Source organism: Halorientalis brevis, assembly GCF_023077655.1.
The window spans coordinates 144,962-160,912 of record NZ_JALLGV010000001.1; the positions used below are offsets into that span (position 1 = coordinate 144,962).

The 15,951-nt window shown below is 65.6% G+C and carries 15 protein-coding genes and 1 tRNA gene; 9 read left to right on the forward strand and 7 right to left on the reverse strand.

Going from position 1 to position 15,951, the window contains the following annotated elements; all coding sequences use genetic code 11:
• Positions 1–93: 93 nt before the first annotated feature.
• Both MU553_RS00815 and MU553_RS00820 read right to left on the reverse strand, forming a co-directional pair.
• Positions 94–177 (reverse strand) — tRNA-Ser (locus MU553_RS00815).
• Between the two features lie 41 nt (positions 178–218).
• Positions 219–974, reverse strand: coding sequence for a hypothetical protein (locus tag MU553_RS00820; protein WP_247373348.1), 756 nt, complete (start codon positions 972–974; stop codon positions 219–221).
• Positions 975–1,066: 92 nt separating this feature from the next.
• Here MU553_RS00820 and MU553_RS00825 point away from each other — a divergent pair, with 92 nt between their 5' ends.
• Entirely contained in the window at positions 1,067–1,294 is a 228-nt protein-coding gene (locus tag MU553_RS00825; RefSeq protein ID WP_247373350.1) for a hypothetical protein, read from the forward strand.
• A 9-nt stretch (positions 1,295–1,303) separates the two neighbouring features.
• Here the strand turns inward: MU553_RS00825 and MU553_RS00830 are convergent, their stop codons facing one another.
• Entirely contained in the window at positions 1,304–1,936 is a 633-nt protein-coding gene (locus tag MU553_RS00830) for a uracil-DNA glycosylase (protein ID WP_247373352.1), read from the reverse strand.
• A gap of 105 nt (positions 1,937–2,041) precedes the next feature.
• Between MU553_RS00830 and MU553_RS00835 the strand changes: the two genes are divergently transcribed.
• Positions 2,042–2,245 carry a hypothetical protein gene (locus tag MU553_RS00835; protein ID WP_247373354.1) on the forward strand — a complete coding sequence of 68 codons (204 nt, stop codon included), beginning with the start codon at positions 2,042–2,044 and terminating at the stop codon, positions 2,243–2,245.
• Here MU553_RS00835 and aroC read toward each other — a convergent pair whose 3' ends face one another.
• Positions 2,246–3,475: a chorismate synthase gene (aroC, locus tag MU553_RS00840; protein ID WP_247373367.1), complete on the reverse strand. Its 1,230-nt coding sequence runs from the start codon at positions 3,473–3,475 to the stop codon at positions 2,246–2,248. It abuts the gene before it with no gap.
• A gap of 139 nt (positions 3,476–3,614) precedes the next feature.
• Between aroC and MU553_RS00845 the strand changes: the two genes are divergently transcribed.
• A complete protein-coding gene (locus MU553_RS00845) occupies positions 3,615–5,525 on the forward strand; it encodes an SLC13 family permease (RefSeq protein ID WP_282593991.1) in 1,911 nt (636 codons plus the stop codon).
• Positions 5,526–5,546: 21 nt separating this feature from the next.
• Here MU553_RS00845 and aroA read toward each other — a convergent pair whose 3' ends face one another.
• Positions 5,547–6,842, reverse strand: a complete 1,296-nt coding sequence (gene aroA, locus MU553_RS00850) for a 3-phosphoshikimate 1-carboxyvinyltransferase (protein ID WP_247373369.1) — start codon at positions 6,840–6,842, stop codon at positions 5,547–5,549.
• 106 nt (positions 6,843–6,948) lie between these two features.
• On the opposite strand from aroA, the gene MU553_RS00855 reads away from it, so the two are divergent.
• Complete coding sequence (locus tag MU553_RS00855) at positions 6,949–8,145, forward strand: M24 family metallopeptidase (protein WP_247373372.1); 1,197 nt, start codon at positions 6,949–6,951, stop codon at positions 8,143–8,145.
• Positions 8,146–8,157: 12 nt separating this feature from the next.
• On the opposite strand, the gene MU553_RS00860 is transcribed toward MU553_RS00855, so the two are convergent.
• Entirely contained in the window at positions 8,158–8,934 is a 777-nt protein-coding gene (locus MU553_RS00860) for a hypothetical protein (RefSeq protein ID WP_247373374.1), read from the reverse strand.
• Between the two features lie 87 nt (positions 8,935–9,021).
• On the opposite strand from MU553_RS00860, the gene MU553_RS00865 reads away from it, so the two are divergent.
• The 5 genes from MU553_RS00865 (at position 9,022) to MU553_RS00885 (ending at position 14,916) form a co-directional block, all read left to right on the forward strand.
• The gene (locus tag MU553_RS00865) at positions 9,022–9,774 is read left to right on the forward strand and encodes a prephenate dehydrogenase/arogenate dehydrogenase family protein (protein WP_247373376.1); all 753 of its coding nucleotides are present in this window, start codon (positions 9,022–9,024) and stop codon (positions 9,772–9,774) included.
• Positions 9,771–11,189: a small ribosomal subunit Rsm22 family protein gene (locus MU553_RS00870; RefSeq protein WP_247373378.1), complete on the forward strand. Its 1,419-nt coding sequence runs from the start codon at positions 9,771–9,773 to the stop codon at positions 11,187–11,189. The genes MU553_RS00865 and MU553_RS00870 overlap by 4 nt, the downstream gene beginning before the upstream one ends.
• Before the next feature lie 53 nt (positions 11,190–11,242).
• Positions 11,243–12,049: a 5'/3'-nucleotidase SurE gene (surE, locus tag MU553_RS00875; RefSeq protein ID WP_247373395.1), complete on the forward strand. Its 807-nt coding sequence runs from the start codon at positions 11,243–11,245 to the stop codon at positions 12,047–12,049.
• Between the two features lie 88 nt (positions 12,050–12,137).
• A complete protein-coding gene (locus MU553_RS00880) occupies positions 12,138–12,383 on the forward strand; it encodes a DUF7120 family protein (RefSeq protein ID WP_247373397.1) in 246 nt (81 codons plus the stop codon).
• Positions 12,384–12,561: 178 nt separating this feature from the next.
• Positions 12,562–14,916, forward strand: coding sequence for a vWA domain-containing protein (locus MU553_RS00885; RefSeq protein ID WP_247373399.1), 2,355 nt, complete (start codon positions 12,562–12,564; stop codon positions 14,914–14,916).
• 197 nt (positions 14,917–15,113) lie between these two features.
• On the opposite strand, the gene MU553_RS00890 is transcribed toward MU553_RS00885, so the two are convergent.
• Positions 15,114–15,947 carry a DUF7289 family protein gene (locus MU553_RS00890; protein WP_247373401.1) on the reverse strand — a complete coding sequence of 278 codons (834 nt, stop codon included), beginning with the start codon at positions 15,945–15,947 and terminating at the stop codon, positions 15,114–15,116.
• Positions 15,948–15,951: the final 4 nt, after the last annotated feature.

The following is a 15,951-nucleotide window of genomic DNA, read 5'->3' on the forward strand; positions in this document are numbered from 1 at the left end:
CCAGACGGTCGCTCACTTCGTTCGCGCTGCGACTGGCAGGGTTCGAATCTCCTCGAACGAATTTGCCACTCGCCAGTTGCTCGTGGCAAAATACGGTGGGATGGGGATTCGAACCCCAGAGTCCGTGAGGACAACTGCTCTCAAGGCAGTCGCGTTAGGCCACTTCGCTATCCCACCTGCATCCCCTACTTCCTCACCCTGGTTTTAAGACTTGTCGGTCAGTTCCGAACGAGCGTCAGGCCCTCGTCAGACGCGGCCACGTCCAGGCCCGACTCCGCGAAGAACTCCGCGGTGTGTGCCGGCACCCAGCGCCCGGCCCGCTCGCGTGCCTGCAACTGGCTCAGGACCGTCGCCAGGTCCGACGCCGTCTCCACCACTGGCTGCATCGGCAGGAAGTCGACCGACAGCCCGGCGTCGTCGCCACGCTCTGTCAACGTTCGGACCGCCGGCGGCTCGTACGCGTCGGTGAAATCGATCGGATTGGCGAACCCGGCGTAGTACACCCGACCCGCGTCGGCGGGACCGAGCACCACTTCGTGCCGGCGAAGCTTCATCGCCGCGTTGTCGATCACCTGTCGCGCCAGGAACGGCCCCGTCGGGTCGACGGCAGCCGCCGTGTTGACGCCCTCCTGTTCAAGTAGGTGCGTGACGGTGTTCCCGACGCGGCCGGCGAACGTCGACCCGACCTGCACCTCGAAGCGAGCCTCGTCCGGGTTCTCCAGCGCGGGCCGGACGGCGGCCCGTACCTGGGCTTCTGATTCCTGCGACCCCTCGTACTCGTCGGAAATGTCCTCCTCGGCGCGGTAGTTCACGAGGAGTTCGCCGCCGCTCGCCTCGACGGCGCGGCAACTGTCACGCAGCATGGCTGCGTAGAGGTCGGTTGCTTCGCTCTGCGTGAGTGGCGTCTCCTCGGCGAGCGCGGAGAGGACGAGGCCATCGCGTGGCGGGTCTGCGAGAACGGCGACCGTGGTCATGCTCTGACCTCGGCGCGGACGACCCTTGAAATCGCCGCTTCTGTCGCCCGAAATGCCCTCCCATTTATGTCGTCGCACATCAATTTGCGAATATGAACGTCGTCACGAAACAGGCACTCGGATTCCTGGGTGCGTTCCTCGCACTGCTGTTCGTCGTCGGTGCCGGCATCGAACTCGTCATGCAGACGCTCGCCTCGACCCAGTATCAGGTCGGCTCGGCCGTCGTCCTGGGACTCGTCGTCCTGGCGGTGGCTGCGACGAGTGCCGTGGCGATCACGTCCCGGCCGCGAGTCTCGAACCCCTACTGGTCGCCGAAGTAACCGCCGTCCTCACCGACTCCGTCGTCCTTTCGTCTGTCTGTAATCTCGACCCATGAGGTCCGACAACCGTTTTTCGAACGCCGTTCGTTGCTCAGCCAAGAGATCCTCCGGGGAAACCATCGGCACGAGTTCGAACCCACGGCCACGCACTGTCGTCGCGTGGTCCCGCTCGACGTCGAACTCCTCGGGACTCGTCGTCGTGTACTCGAACGCCAGCGCCTCCAGCGGTCGCTGGCCGACCGGGACGATGATCTCGGGATTGATCATCCGAATCTCCGCCGTGAGGAACCCCTCGCAGTTGCGCACCTCCTCGTCGCTCGGCCGGCGATCGGGATGGCGACATCGGGTCACGTAGGTCAGATAGACGTTGTCCAGCTCCGGAGTGTGACTGTCCGGAGGTGAACTCGCGAAGCCGAGTGCGCCGAGCACGTCCTGGAGCAGTTCCCCGGCCCCGTCGCCCGTGAACGGGTGGCCGGTGCGGTCTGCACCCTCGCCCGGCGCTTCGCCGATGAACATGAAATCGGCGTCGACGTCGCCGTATCCGTGGACGACCTGCGAGCGCGTGTCACACAGCACGTCGCAGTTCTCGCACTCCTCGTCCATCCCGTAGGGGTTGGCGACCCGTTCCTGGTTGGCGTCCATACCCGTTCCAGGGTCGGCCCGGGCAAAACAGCCGCGGTCGTTTCGCACCGCCCCGCGTGAAACCAAACGCTAACGTGACGTATCACGAGTCCTGAGAGTCAGTCGATGGGGCACGTCAAACGACTGTTCATGCTGGCATACCTGATCGGATTCGCGCTGGTGAACGCGACGACGGCACTGTTCACGCAGTATCCACTGCTCAAGTGGCTCGGCCTGCTGGGCGTCCTCGCCGTCTTCGTGGATACCGGCCGGTGTGCTCGCCGACACTGGCGAACGCTCCGCGAAGAAGGGATCTCGCTGTCGCCCTGACTACTCGTCGTCGGTCGGCTCGGCCCGCGTCGCCGCGTCCTCGGGGTCGTCCTGCGGGCTCGACGGGTGGTACTCGGTGTCGTACTGTCCCGGCCGGTCGTCGATCCGGTCGGGGTTGATGCGACCGCTGAGCAGCATGAAGTCGAGCACCGTACAGGCGAGCATGGCTTCGACGACCGGCACCGCCCGCGGCGGCAGGACGGGGTCGTGACGACCGACGACCTTGATCTCTTTTTCCTCGCCGGTCTCCCAGTCGACTGTCGTCTGCGTGCTCGGGATCGACGTGGGCGCGTGCCAGGTGACCTCGCCGTAGAGCGGCTCCCCTGTGGTGATGCCGCCCTGGAGTCCGCCGTGGTCGTTGCCGACCGGCACGGGGTCGCCCTCCTCGCTGACGGTCTCCGGATGGGACTCGCCGTCGTCGAACTCCCAGTTCTCGTTGCGGTCCAGTCCGGCGACGTCCCGGGCGTCGCGGCCCAGGCCGTACTCGAAGGCCGTCACCGCTGGGATGGCGAACATCGCCTTCCCGAGGCGTGCGGGAACGGAGTCGAACCGCGGTGCACCGAGGCCGCGGGGCACGCCGCGACACTCGAAGTAGATCGAGCCGCCGATGGAGTCGCCCTCCTGCTGGTACTCGTCTGCGAGGTCGCGCATCTCTTCGGCGGTCTCGGGGTGGGCACACCGGACGTCGTTTTCCTCTGTGTGTTCGAGCATCTCCTCGAAGGAGACTTCCGGAGCCTCGATGTCGCCGAGTTGGTTGACGTGTGCCTTGATCTGGACGTCGTACTCGGAGGCGTCGAGCACCTGCTGTGCGACGGCGCCGGCGGCGACCCAGTTGACGGTCTCGCGGGCGGAAGAGCGACCGCCGCCGCCCCAGTTGCGCGTCCCGAACTTCGCCGAGTAGGTGTAGTCGCCGTGTGACGGGCGCGGCGCCGTCACGAACGGTTCGTACTTCCCCGAGCGGGCGTCCTTGTTCTGGATGACCATCCCGACGGGGGTGCCCGTGGTGTAGCCGTCCTGGACGCCGCTGTTGATCGTGACTTCGTCCGGTTCGCCGCGCGAGGTGGTGATCATCGACTGGCCGGGCTTCCGGCGGTCGAGTTCCTTCTGGATCTCCTCTTCGGAGAGCTCGACGCCGGCCGGAACGCCGGAGACGGTACAGCCCATGGCCTCCCCGTGACTCTCCCCGTAAGTGGTCAGCTGAAAGAGCCGACCGAAGCTATTGCCGTTCATTACTGCTCCCTGGGAGACCCGGGCATTTAGACCTTGTAGATACCGGCCACTGCTCGTCCCGCCGGCGGGACCCAGCGCGTCATCTCCGCGAACGGACGGGTCGGGTGAACCTTTTTGCGAAATCGACCGACGCTTTCCTATGGGCCGCCCTGTGGCAGTTTCGCCCCTCCAATCAGTCGCGGGCACGGGCGTCACCGTCGAGATGCTGGTCGTGTTCGCCATCGTTCTCCTGGCGCTCGTCCTGTTCACGACGGAGCCCGTCGCCATCGACGTCACGGCGATCCTCGTCATGGTGCTGTTGATCGTCCTGGAGCCGTGGACGCAGATCTCGCTGGAGGAAGGCATCTCCGGGTTCTCGAATCCCGCAACGATCACCGTTCTGGCCATGCTCATCCTGAGCGCGGGGATCAGCCGGACGGGGATGGTCCAGATACTCGGCCGAAAGATCTCGAACTTCGCGGGCGACGATCTCCAGCGACAGTTGCTCGCGACCGTCGGCGTAACGGGCCCCGTGTCGGGATTCATCAACAACACGCCGGTCGTCGCGGTGCTCGTCCCGGTCATCTCCGACGTGGCCAACAACGGGAACACGTCGCCGTCGAAGCTACTGCTCCCGCTCTCGTACGCCTCGCAGATGGGCGGCATGCTGACGCTCATCGGCACCTCGACGAACCTCCTCGCGTCCGACATCGCGAGGCGGCTGTCGGGTACCTATCCGAGCCTTCACGAGCTGTCGATGTTCGAGTTCACGAAACTCGGCGTCATCGTACTGCTCGTCGGCTCCATCTACCTGCTGACGGTCGGTCACCGGCTGCTCCCAGAGCGGGTACCGCCCGAAGAAGACTACATCGCGGAGTACGGAATCAGGGAGTACCTGACCGAAGTCCGCGTCCGGGAGGGGTCGCCGCTCGTCGGCCGAACGGTCGACGCAGCCATCGACACGGCCACCTTCGACGCCGACGTTCTCCAGGTGATCCGGGACGGCGAGCAGTTCGTCGAACCGCTGGCACAGAAAGAGGTCCACACGGGCGACGTGCTGTTGCTGCGGACCGATGCAGACACGCTTCGCCAACTGGCGCGCCTCGACCACCTCTCGATGATGGGTCACCTCGACACCGACGCCGAGCTCGAACCAGCGCCCGAGACCGAGCAGACCATCGTCGAGGTGGTGCTCCCCCGAGAGTCGTCACTCGTGGGGGCGACGCTCAGAACGGCCGCGTTCCGCCAGCGCTACGAGGCGAACGTCCTCGCGGTGCGCAGCCGCGGTGAGATCATCCGCGAGCGACTGGACGACCTGACGTTCAGGACCGGCGACACGCTGCTCGTCCAGGCGGCGACCGACAGCATCGACCGTCTGGCTCGGACGGGCGATTTCATCCTCTCGCAGGAAGCATCGCGGCCGGAGTACCGGACCGAAAAGATCCCCCACGCCGTCGCGATCATGCTCGGCGTCGTCGGGTTCGCCGCCCTCCCCTGGGAAGCGCTGGCCGGTGCGACCGGCGTGGCTCCCCTTGCCGCCCTCCAGCAGGACATCCTCGTCACAGCCCTGGCAGGCGTCGTCGCCATGGTGCTGACCGGCGTGCTCCACGCCAACGAACTGTACGACGCCGTCGAGTGGAACGTCATCTTCCTGCTGGCCGGCGTCATTCCGCTCGGCATCGCGCTCGAACAGACCGGCGCGGCACAGCTGCTCGGGGCCGCCGTCGCTACAACGGGTGAGTTCCTCCCGGCGATCGCCGTGCTCTGGGTGTTCTACGTCGCGACCGGGCTCGTCACCGAGGTCATCAGCAACAACGCCAGCGTCGTCCTCATGATCCCGGTGGCAGCGGCGGCCGCGAGCGCGATCGGCGCGAACGTGTTCGCGTTCGTTCTCGCCGTGATGTTCGCCGCCTCGACGTCGTTTCTCGGTCCCGTCGGCTACCAGACGAATCTCTTCGTCTACGGCCCCGGCGGCTACCGATTTACCGACTACATCCGCGTCGGCCTGCCCCTCCAGCTCATCCTCTCCGTCGTGACCGTGGCCGGCATCGCGTTCTTCTGGGGCGTCTGACCCTCGAGCGGTCGATGCCTCTCAGTCGTCCCGGGACACGTCTGCGCCGATGTCGTACAGCACGTCGAAGAAGTTCGGGAAGGAGACGTCGACGTGTTCGCCACCCGCAATGGTGGTCGTGCCGTCGGCGACGAGGCCGGCGACGGCCAGCGACATGACGATGCGATGGTCGGCCCGACCGTCGACCTCGGCTCCCGTCAGGTCGGTCTCGCCGCCGTGGATGGTGAGCGTGTCCTGTTCTTCCTCGACGGACGCACCCATCTTCGTCAGTTCCTCGGCCATCGCGCTCACGCGGTCAGTCTCCTTGAATCGGACGTGCTCGCAGTCCGTAATGGTGGTCGTGCCGTCGGCGACTGCACCGAGAACAGCGATGGTCGGCAGGAGGTCCGGCGTGTCCTCGACGCCGACCTCGATCCCCGACAGCGACGACTGGCGCGTGGTGATGACGCCCTCGTCGCGGTCCCACTCGATGTCGGCCCCCATCCGTTCGAGGATGTCGACGATCGCCGAGTCCCCCTGTGCGCTGGGTTGTGCGCCGCGAACCAGCAGTTCGTCGTCCGCAGCCAGCGCGCCGGCCGCGAGCAAGTACGACATCGACGAGAAGTCGCCGGGCACCGCGTACTCGCCGCCCTCGGGTTCGTAGGACTGGCCGCCGTCGACGCGGAATCCGTCGTCGGTCTCGACGGCCTCGACGCCGAACGCCTCGAGCACTTCCAGCGTGATCTGGACGTACGGCGCGGACTTCAGTTCGGTTTCAAGGTCCACGTCGATCCCCTCGTCGGTCACGGCCCCGGCCATCAGCAGTGCGGTGATGTACTGCGAGGAGACGTCGCCCGGGATCGAGACGGTGTCACCGTCGACCGGTCCCTTCACGACCAGCGGCGCCTGACCGTTGCCGCGGGTGCTCTCGGCCCGGCCGCCGAGTTGCTCGACGGCGTCGAGCAGTGGTCCCTGCGGGCGCGAGCGCAGCGACTCGTCACCGGTGAGGACGGTGATACCGTCGGCGAGCGCACCCGTCGCGGTCACGAGTCGCATCGTCGTCCCGCTGTTCGCGCAGTCGATGACGTCCGCCGGGACCGAGGGACGGCCGCCGAAGCCGTCGATGACGAGGACAGAATCGTCGTCGCTCCGGTCGACGGACCCGCCGTAGGCTTCGACCGCGCGCATGGTCGCGCGCGTGTCCGCGCTCACGAGCGGATCGGTGACTCGCGCGCCGTCTGCGTACCCGGCCGCGAGGATGGCCCGGTGGGTGTAGCTCTTCGAGGGCGGGGCCTGGGCAGCGCCGCGGACCCCGGACTGAGAGATTTCGACGTTCATGTGCCATGCCTCGCAAGCGGGTGCAATGAGGATACCGACCGCGGCGAGTGTCTCGGCGGGTCAGGGTCCCGGTACCGTTTAGTCGCCGCCGGGCCACCCTGTTCTCATGAACTCCGACTTCTCGGCGCTCGACGCCTTCCTCGACGACGCCGGCGTCGACGGCTTCCTCATCGACGCCGCCGGCGACGACTCCGACCAGGTGTATCTCTCGGGCTTCGACGCTCCCGACCCGTTCCACACGCTCTACGACGGCGAGGTCCATCTGCTCGTCTCCAGCCTCGAATACGGCCGCGCGAAAAAGGAGAGCGACGCGGCGACGGTCGACCGCCACGCCGACTACGAGATGCGCTCGCTCGTCGAGGACCACGGCCGCCTCGAAGGCGGTCGGCGCGTCCTCGCGTCGTTCCTCGACGAACGGAACGTCGGCTCGGTCGCGGTTCCGGCACGCTTCCCGCTGGCGACCGCTGACGGCCTCCGCGAGCAGGGAATCGACGTCCGGACGCCCGAGAGCCCACCGATCGGACGCGGCGGTGCCAACGTCATCGAGACCATCCGCGCGACGAAGACCGACGAAGAGATCGAGCACGTCGCCACGGCGCAGGAGGCGAACGAAGCCGCGATGGAAGCGGCCGAGGACCTCGTCCGTGCGGCAACCGTCGAGGGCGACGAACTCCACTACGAGGGCGAACCGCTGACCAGCGAGCGCGTCAAAGAGGAGATCGAGGTGACCCTCCTGCGCCACGGCTGTGCGCTGGACGAGACCATCGTCGCGTGTGGCGCGAACGCGGCGGACCCACACGACCGCGGGAGCGGGCCGCTCACCGCCGGCGAGCCCATCATCGTCGACATCTTCCCGCGGGACAAGTCCACGAAATACCACGCGGATATGACCCGGACGTTCTGCAAAGGGGACCCCAGCGACGAGATCCGCGAGTGGTACGACCTCACGGCGGCGGCCAAGGAAGCGGCGCTCGCCCTCGTCGAGCCAGGCGTCACGGGCGCGGACGTCCACGACGCTGTCTGCGACGTCTACGAGGACGCCGGCGAACCGACGCTGCGGAGCGACGAGACCACCGAAACGGGCTTCATCCACAACACCGGTCACGGCGTCGGTCTGGACGTCCACGAACAACCGCTCGTCGGGCCGGGGGGCGGTGAACTCGAACCCGGCCACGTCATCACGATCGAACCCGGTCTCTACGACCCGGCGGTCGGGGGCGTCCGGATCGAAGACATCGTCGTCGTCACCGAGGACGGGTACCGGAACTTCACGAGCTATCCCGAAGCTCTGGTCGTCGAATAGGCGGGCGCGTGGTCAGTTCGCGGCCGTCGTGGTGCCGGCCGTCGCATTGGCAGCGCTGGCGGCCACGGCGTCGTCGAGCCACGTCGGTGCCGCGACGCTGACGTCCTCGGTCCGCGTCGTCCGGTAGTCGACGAGCATGTGGAACGGCGCTCCGCTCTCCCCGCCGCTGATGTCGACGAACGCCCGGTCGATCACGTCGTCGTCCCTGATCGTGATCCGTCCGGCGGACGACTCGACCGTCGCGTTCGGCGAGAGGGTCGTATTTTCGAGCGTGAACTCGGTGTATCGTCGCCCGTCCTCAGTAGCGTTGTCCGTCTTCTCGAAGCTCGCGACGCGGTAGACCGTGGTCAGCCGGTCCCGCTGGATGGCCCTGCGATGGATCTGCGAGAAGTTGACTGGGACCGCCGAGAGTGACTGGACCGTGTAGTTCGTGGTCCCGTTGCGAACGACTCGAGAGTAGATGGCGGTCTCGTTGACGTACCGGGTGAGCGACCGGTTCCCGATCTCGTTGTGGAGCAGGAAGCGCTTCGCCGAACGGTTACTCCTGACGGTGATCGTGCGGTTCGCGCGTTGCTGTGCCTTCAACGCCCGTGTTTCGATGTCGAGCGCGTAGCTCGTGTTCGCGAGCGCGCTGGCGTGCCCGTCGAGACGGAACACCGGAATCGCGTGCTCCGCCGAGTCGGTATCCGACGACGCCGGGGTCGACTCGGGCGTCTCCGCCACCCACGAACACCCCGCGAACGCGACCGTGGCGACGAGTGCACCCACCAGCAGCAGTCGCCTGTTCATATCCGGACCTGTCGGCCCGAAAAGAAAAGAGTACCGTCCGGTCGAGACCCGAATCCCTTTTGAGAGCCGCCCGGCTACCCGTTGCCGATGAGACTACTCGTCGTCGGTGCCGGGGCGATGGGTCGGTGGTTCGCCGATGCAGTGGCGGACGGACTCCCCGACGACCCCGACATCGCGTTCGCCGATGCCGATTCGTCGGCCGCAGCGACTGCTGCGGACCGCGTCCAGGAGGCCCGGACGGTGGCGCTCGATACGAGCGATCGGTTCGAAGTCGTCTGTATCGCGGTCCCCATTCCGGTCGCGACCGAGGCGATCGCGGCCCACGCCGGGCGCGCGACGCGTGCCATCGTCGACGTGACTGGCGTCGCCACCGAGCCCGTCGCTGCGATGCGCGAGCACGCACCGGACCGCGAACGGCTGAGCCTCCACCCGCTGTTCGCCCCGGAGAACGCCCCCGGAAACGTCGCCGCCGTCGTCGACGAAGCCGGGCCGGTGACCGACGACGTCCGAGCCGCGCTGGCTGCCCAGGGGAACGACGTCTTCGAGACGACCGCCGACGAACACGACACGGCCATGGAGACCGTCCAGGCCCAGGCACACGCGGCCGTGCTGTCGTTCGGGCTCGCGGCCGCGGACGTGCCAGACGCGTTCCAGACCCCGATCTCGGAGGAACTGTTCGCCCTCGTCGAGCAGGTGACCGGCGGTGACCCGCGCGTGTACGCCGACATCCAGGACGCGTTCGAGGGCGCCGACGACGTGGCCGCAGCGGCCGAGGAACTGGCAGCGGCCGACTCGACGCGGTTCGAGACGCTCTACCGCCAGGTGCACGAGAAGTTATGAAGGAATCACAACGCGAACAGATACGCTCGAACGCCAAGTACCTCCGAGAAGTCAGACCGATCGATCCCGACGAGATTCACGAGTACGTCGAGGGACAACCACACCCTGCCGCCGTCAAGCAGGTCCTCCGGGAGGAGGGGTTCGATCTCGGTCTGGTCGAACGCGAGGACGGGACCTTCGAACCGATACCAGACGAGCCAGTAGCGGCCCCGTTCCGCGGCGTGGAGGCGTTTCCCGCGGACTACTCCATGGCGCTGGAGGAGTTGCTCGTCGCCGAGTACGGCGCCGGCTGGCCCGACGGCGAAACCGGCGACGCCATCCGCGAACGCATCCGGGACCTCAAAACCGACTACCTCTGGCAGAACGACGTCGAGTACGACCACGAAACGGCGCTGGCGTACGCGCTCTATCACCTCCCCGATTACTACGCCACGGTCCAGTACGTCCTCTCCGTGCTGGTCGAAGACGGACTCTTGCCCCGAACGCTGCGCGTCCTCGACGTGGGAGCGGGGGTCGGCGGCCCGGCACTGGGTCTCTCCGACCTCCTCCCCGAGGACGCGCTGGTCGAGTACCACGCCGTCGAGCCGAGCAGCGCCACCGACGTGCTCGACGCGATGTTGGCGGAGACGGGCCCGAACTTCCGCACGACGATCCACGAGACGACGGCCGAGGCGTTCGAGCCGTCCGGAGAGTACGACCTGGTGCTGTTCGCCAACGTTCTGAGCGAACTCGACGATCCGGCAGCCGTCGTGGAACGGTACCGCGACTCGGTGGCCGACGACGGGAGCGTCGTCGCCATCGCCCCGGCCGATCGCAACACGGCGATCAACCTCCGGGAAGTCGAGCGGCGCGTCGAGGACGGGCTCGGCGTCTACGCACCGGCGGTGCGCCTGTGGCCGGGTGACCAACCGGCGGACGAGGGGTGGTCGTTCGACGTGCAGCCCGACATCGACGTGCCGGTGTTCCAGCGCCGCCTGGACGAGGGCGCGACCGCCCCTGACCACGACCCCGGCGAGTTCGTCAGCGTCGACATCCAGTACGCCTACTCCATCCTCCGACCGGACGAGAAGCGCCGCGTCGATTTCACGCCCGACATCAGCCAGTGGGCGAAGATGGAGAACATGGAGAACCACGTCTCGAACCGCATCGACGTGGCCGCGATCAAACTCAGCCACGACCTCACCGACGACGAAGACGCCAACCCGCTGTACAAGATCGGAGACGGCAGCGAGCAGGTGGCCCACTACGCCGTGCAGACGCGGGAATCGGCACTGAACAGCGACCTCGAAACTGCTGACTACGGGGATCTGTTGCTCTGTGAGAACATCCTGGCGCTCTGGAACGACGACGAGGAAGCGTACAACCTCGTCGTGGACGGCGAGACGGTGATCGACCGGGTCCCTGCAGGCGGGTAGTTTCCGGGCGGGGAGGCAATGGACTTTTGCGGTGGCCGTCCGGAGTGATTGCCATGGCCGACCTGCAGATCATGTTGACGAACGACGACGGCATCGAGAGCCCCGGCTTTCGCGCCCTCTACGATGCACTCTCGGAGATCGCCGACGTCACGGCCGTCGCGCCCGCCGACGACAAGAGCGCCGTCGGCCGAGCGATGTCCCACTCGGTCGAAGTGCGCGAGCACGAACTCGGCTACGCCATCGAGGGCACGCCGGCCGACTGCGTCGTCGCCGGCATGGAGGCGCTCGTCACCGACGCCGACATGGTGGTCGCCGGCTGCAACCGCGGCGCGAACCTCGGTGCGTACGTGCTGGGCCGCTCCGGAACGGTCTCGGCGGCCGTCGAAGCCGCCTTCTTCGACGTGCCCGCCATCGCAGTCTCGCTGTACGTGCCGGTCGGCGAAGACACGAGTTACGCCGACGTCGAGGTCGACTACGAAGCCTACGACTACGCCGCCGAAGCGGCTCGATACCTCGCCGACCACTCGCTCGACGCGGGCGTGTTCGACCAGGCCGATTACCTGAACGTCAATGCCCCGGTACCGGACCCCGACAGCGATGGGACCCGCCCGGAAATGGCGATCACCGAACCGTCGACTGCGTATCTGATGACCGCCGTCAAGGACGGCGAGGAGATCTCGCTCCAAGACGGCATCTGGGAACTGATGGCCGAGGGCGACATCCCCGATCCGGAAGGCACAGACCGACGCGCCGTCGTCGACGGGAAGATCAGCGTCTCACCGCTCACGGCCCCACACACGACCGAACGGCACGAAGCACTCGACGCGCTCGCAGAGACGTATCCCGACAGCAGGAACTGAGTCGTGCCCGCGACGACGACCTGTTGCCGATCGATGATGTCTGACTGGCAGGCCCAAACGTTATACCGGTAACTCACAGAACGTCGGTATGGCCAAACTCGAGATCGAGTTGCCCGACAGAATCGAAACCGACATCGACCAGATGGTGGCCCAAGGCGAGTTCGTCAACTGGGACGAAGCGGTCGAAAAACTCCTCGCACGGGGCGTCTCGGCGTACGGCCCGGCAGAGGAACCGGAAGAACAGACCGGTGGCGACCTGTTCACGCAGTCCGTCGCCGATCAGCACGATCCCGCCCTGAGCGACGACGTGCAAGACGACGACTACGGCTTCTGAGCGGTACCGGTGTGACCGCGAGGCCGTCGACCCGAACGCCACTTTAGATTCTTCCTGCGACCACCGTAGCCTGTCGTGTGAAGTAGTGGTCGCCATGCGCTGTGCAATCGGTGACGAACGTCAATACAGGCGGCAATCTTATGTCCATCGTGTAACAATCAAGTGTAACCGAAAGTTCATGAGCGACATATCTCGGTTGCGGGGTGACCGCCGTGGTGCGTCTGAGGTGATCGGGTACGTGATTCTGGTGGGCATCGTGCTCACGTCCGTGTTACTCATCGCCGTCAACGGGTCGACCCTCATCGACGACGCGCAAAACGACGTCAACCACCAGTCCGCCCAGCTGGTGTTGCAGGAACTCGACTCGCGGTTCAGTACGCTCTCGTCGCTATCCGACGTCACGCGGATCAGATTCGATCTCGGTGACACGGCGCCGCGGGATTTGAGCGTGAGGCGGGACGGGGTCATCAACATCACTGTCAACAGGAACGTCAGCCACACGGGGGGACCAGATTGTCAGACCACGGTGAACATCACGTCCATTCGGTACGAGGAGGACCGGGACCAGGTCGTGGGGTACGAGGTCGGTGGGGTCTGGCGAGGGAATCCCGGCGGCGGCACGGTGATGCAGACGAGTCCCGACGTGACGTTCCAGAACGGAACGCTCGACGTCTCGGCGATCAATCTCTCGGGTCGAATCACCCAGAACTCGAACGAGGCGATCCTCAACGAAACTGCCTCGGCCACAGTGACCGCTCGAAAGACCGGCCGCGTGCTCAGCGGGGCCTGCGTCCGTCCGGACAACGTGACGCTGAAAGTCAACGGCAGCATCTTCTATCAGGCCTGGGGCGACTATCTCGAAAGCGAGGTCGGACACGCACGCACCTTCGAGGAGAATCAGACCGCGCTGACGTACGTCCGACAGGACGAACTCTCGGAAGTCGCAAACGACGTCGAAAACAACGTCGTCAACCTGACTACGGACGGTTCTCAGCCCGACTACATGACCGAGAACGGTCCCGGGGCGACGATCAGTGCGAGTGCCACCGACTCGAAGCCGGCACACATCAGCGTCGACAAAGGCGCAGCCAACACCTACACCGTCCAGTATCAGCCGCTCTCGAACTCGACGGCGTTCTCGATCTCGAACAAAACCCAGGTCGTCCAGTCGCTCGCAGAGACCGGCGTGTCATCGGACGCGGTGTTCGTGCTCGACGAGTCCGGGTCGATGCTCAGCAACGATCTGTGTGACTCCTGTGGATCGAGAATGTCGGAGGCAAAGGAGGCCGCAGCCGGGTCGTTGCCCGTCCTCAACACCTCAGACCGCGCCGGCGTGGTCGGCTATTCGGCTTCGGCGCGCATCCTCCGGCCGGAAGACGAACACGGGAACGAACACCTGTTGACGAGTAATATGGGAGACCGGATCACGTCATGGTCTCCGTCAGGCGTCAACGAGAGCATCGCCGCCGTCGGCAACGGGGGGTCGACCTGTATCTACTGTGGACTGAGCAGCGCGCTCCACACGTTGAGCGCCGCCAGCAACCAGACCCGCAATCAGACGGTCGTCCTCCTGACGGACGGGCAAAACAACGTGTATCCGAACAGCGACGTGAAAGACGTCGCCAGACGCGCCGCGGCTCGCAACGTCACGGTCTACACTGTCAGAATCGGCGGCCCAGCGGACGGGTTGCTCAAGAAAATCGCCGACATCACCGGCGGCGAGTACAAGGACACGAGTGATCCGGAGGAGCTCCGAGAGTTCTTCAGGGAATCACTGACGACGACGGTGACTCGGACGCAGATCCGGCGCACCGCTGTCTCGACGAACGCGTCGATCGAGGGCGGGCGCGTGTTCGAGCCGTTCGTCGCAGGCGATACGGACGAGATGGCGACGGGGAACGGCGAGTTCCTGAACGTCAACGATCCCCTCGCGCCCTCGACGTTCAGACACGCGTTCGCCGTCGACGACGGCGAGACGGTGTATCTCAACGCAACTTGGTACGGATGCGGTGACAACCACGACGACGACGGGGACGGCAAGGACGAACCCAACTGGACCGTCACGCCGCTGGTCCAGAACGGCCACCAGGTCGTTCGCTGTAACGATCCCAACGAGGACAACGCCAACAACATCTCCGACGAGAACATCACCGTCTACACTGACGGGTATCTGGCAGGCATCGACAAGGGATCGCCGTCTGGCGGTCCCGGCGGCGATCCCCAGGAGTTCGAGAACATCAGAGGTTCCACGCCGCTCCTGGCGAACGAATCCGCGCCCTGGGAGCAGAACATGACGATGCAGCTCTCGTCGCACCTCGAACGAGAAGTGAACGGAACCCGACTGGACTACCGGCTGAACCTCTCCAGTAACGAGGCGATCGTCGTCTACAACTATAGCGTCGCGAGCGAAGACGACCCGCTCTGGAACCGCCTGGCGCTCATCTACCGAGTCGGCCACTCCGAACAGGAAGCCCGACCGGAGGACATCATCAACATCCGCGTTCGGAACGTCCGGATGCGTGACGCTGGCTGAGCACGCGACCGCGTCGTCGAGAGAATGAACGAACGGACGACCGGTCTCGTGCGCTCGGTTTCAGATAGCCGACCGACGGTGAGCCTGGATGCCACGCTCGCACCTGTCAACGGTGACGAGTCCCTGCGTAACGAGACGCGAAGAACGATGGCAGGTCGTGACCTCGCGACGGTCACCGAACCGAACGCGACGAGCCGTTACCGCACGAACTGGACGTTGATTTCCGTTTCCCGGACGAACACTCGTTCGATGTCGTGACAGCGGACTTCCGTGTCGGACACCTTCTCCCACCCGTCGTCGCTACTCTTGGTGAGGTAACTGACCCACGCCGTGTTGAATTCCGACTCGAACGAGAGGTGAAGATCAGTGACGTTCGTCGAACTGTTCTGTCCGGTCCGGTTGACCGGATAGACGAGGGACGTTCGATTTTCGGAGCCAGTGATTCTGACCGTTCCCGACCCGAGCTGGCGGTCGGTCGAAGTGTTCAGCTGGACGATCGACACGATCGCCTGGTCCTCGCTGCAGGACATCGTCGGCGGGTTGTCGACGATACCTTGCGAGGTCCGGTTGGTGCCCCGGATCGTCGCTCCGTTCTCGTAGAGGAGAACCGTGGAATCGGTCGGGTTCGGCTGCAGTCGTATCTGCCGCGGATACACGGCCGTCTCGAACGAGCCGGTGTTGTCGTGGGTCACCTCGATCGTTACTTTCGTGGTGTTCCTGACCGACAGGTCCCCGTCTCGCAGGTCGATTTCGGCGGTCCGTGACGGCGCCTGGGCCTGCTCGATCTCGTCGAAGTTCTTAGCCATCACGTTGAACGCCTGTTCGGCGTTGTTTTCCTGCTGTGAGTTCCGCACGTCTTCGAGCACGTCGACGCCGAACGTCGAGACGAACCCCACGCTCGCGAGAATGACGAAAAACGCGAGGACGAAGCCGACGAGATCGCTCAGTCCACGTTCGTCTCTCCAACTGGCGGGGACCTGGTCGGCCGTCTCGGACTCGTGTGCGCCGGATACTCGGTTCTTGTCAACCATTGTT

Coding starts and splice junctions, on each gene's coding strand:
- surE (WP_247373395.1), top strand. CDS start 11,243: ATGGCCGACCTGCAGATCATGTTGACGAACGACGACGGCATCGAGAGC.
- MU553_RS00830 (WP_247373352.1), bottom strand. CDS start 1,936: ATGGACGCCAACCAGGAACGGGTCGCCAACCCCTACGGGATGGACGAG.
- MU553_RS00890 (WP_247373401.1), bottom strand. CDS start 15,947: ATGGTTGACAAGAACCGAGTATCCGGCGCACACGAGTCCGAGACGGCC.
- MU553_RS00835 (WP_247373354.1), top strand. CDS start 2,042: ATGGGGCACGTCAAACGACTGTTCATGCTGGCATACCTGATCGGATTC.
- MU553_RS00865 (WP_247373376.1), top strand. CDS start 9,022: ATGAGACTACTCGTCGTCGGTGCCGGGGCGATGGGTCGGTGGTTCGCC.
- MU553_RS00885 (WP_247373399.1), top strand. CDS start 12,562: ATGAGCGACATATCTCGGTTGCGGGGTGACCGCCGTGGTGCGTCTGAG.
- MU553_RS00880 (WP_247373397.1), top strand. CDS start 12,138: ATGGCCAAACTCGAGATCGAGTTGCCCGACAGAATCGAAACCGACATC.
- MU553_RS00845 (WP_282593991.1), top strand. CDS start 3,615: ATGGGCCGCCCTGTGGCAGTTTCGCCCCTCCAATCAGTCGCGGGCACG.
- MU553_RS00870 (WP_247373378.1), top strand. CDS start 9,771: ATGAAGGAATCACAACGCGAACAGATACGCTCGAACGCCAAGTACCTC.
- aroC (WP_247373367.1), bottom strand. CDS start 3,475: ATGAACGGCAATAGCTTCGGTCGGCTCTTTCAGCTGACCACTTACGGG.
- MU553_RS00855 (WP_247373372.1), top strand. CDS start 6,949: ATGAACTCCGACTTCTCGGCGCTCGACGCCTTCCTCGACGACGCCGGC.
- MU553_RS00860 (WP_247373374.1), bottom strand. CDS start 8,934: ATGAACAGGCGACTGCTGCTGGTGGGTGCACTCGTCGCCACGGTCGCG.
- MU553_RS00820 (WP_247373348.1), bottom strand. CDS start 974: ATGACCACGGTCGCCGTTCTCGCAGACCCGCCACGCGATGGCCTCGTC.
- MU553_RS00825 (WP_247373350.1), top strand. CDS start 1,067: ATGAACGTCGTCACGAAACAGGCACTCGGATTCCTGGGTGCGTTCCTC.
- aroA (WP_247373369.1), bottom strand. CDS start 6,842: ATGAACGTCGAAATCTCTCAGTCCGGGGTCCGCGGCGCTGCCCAGGCC.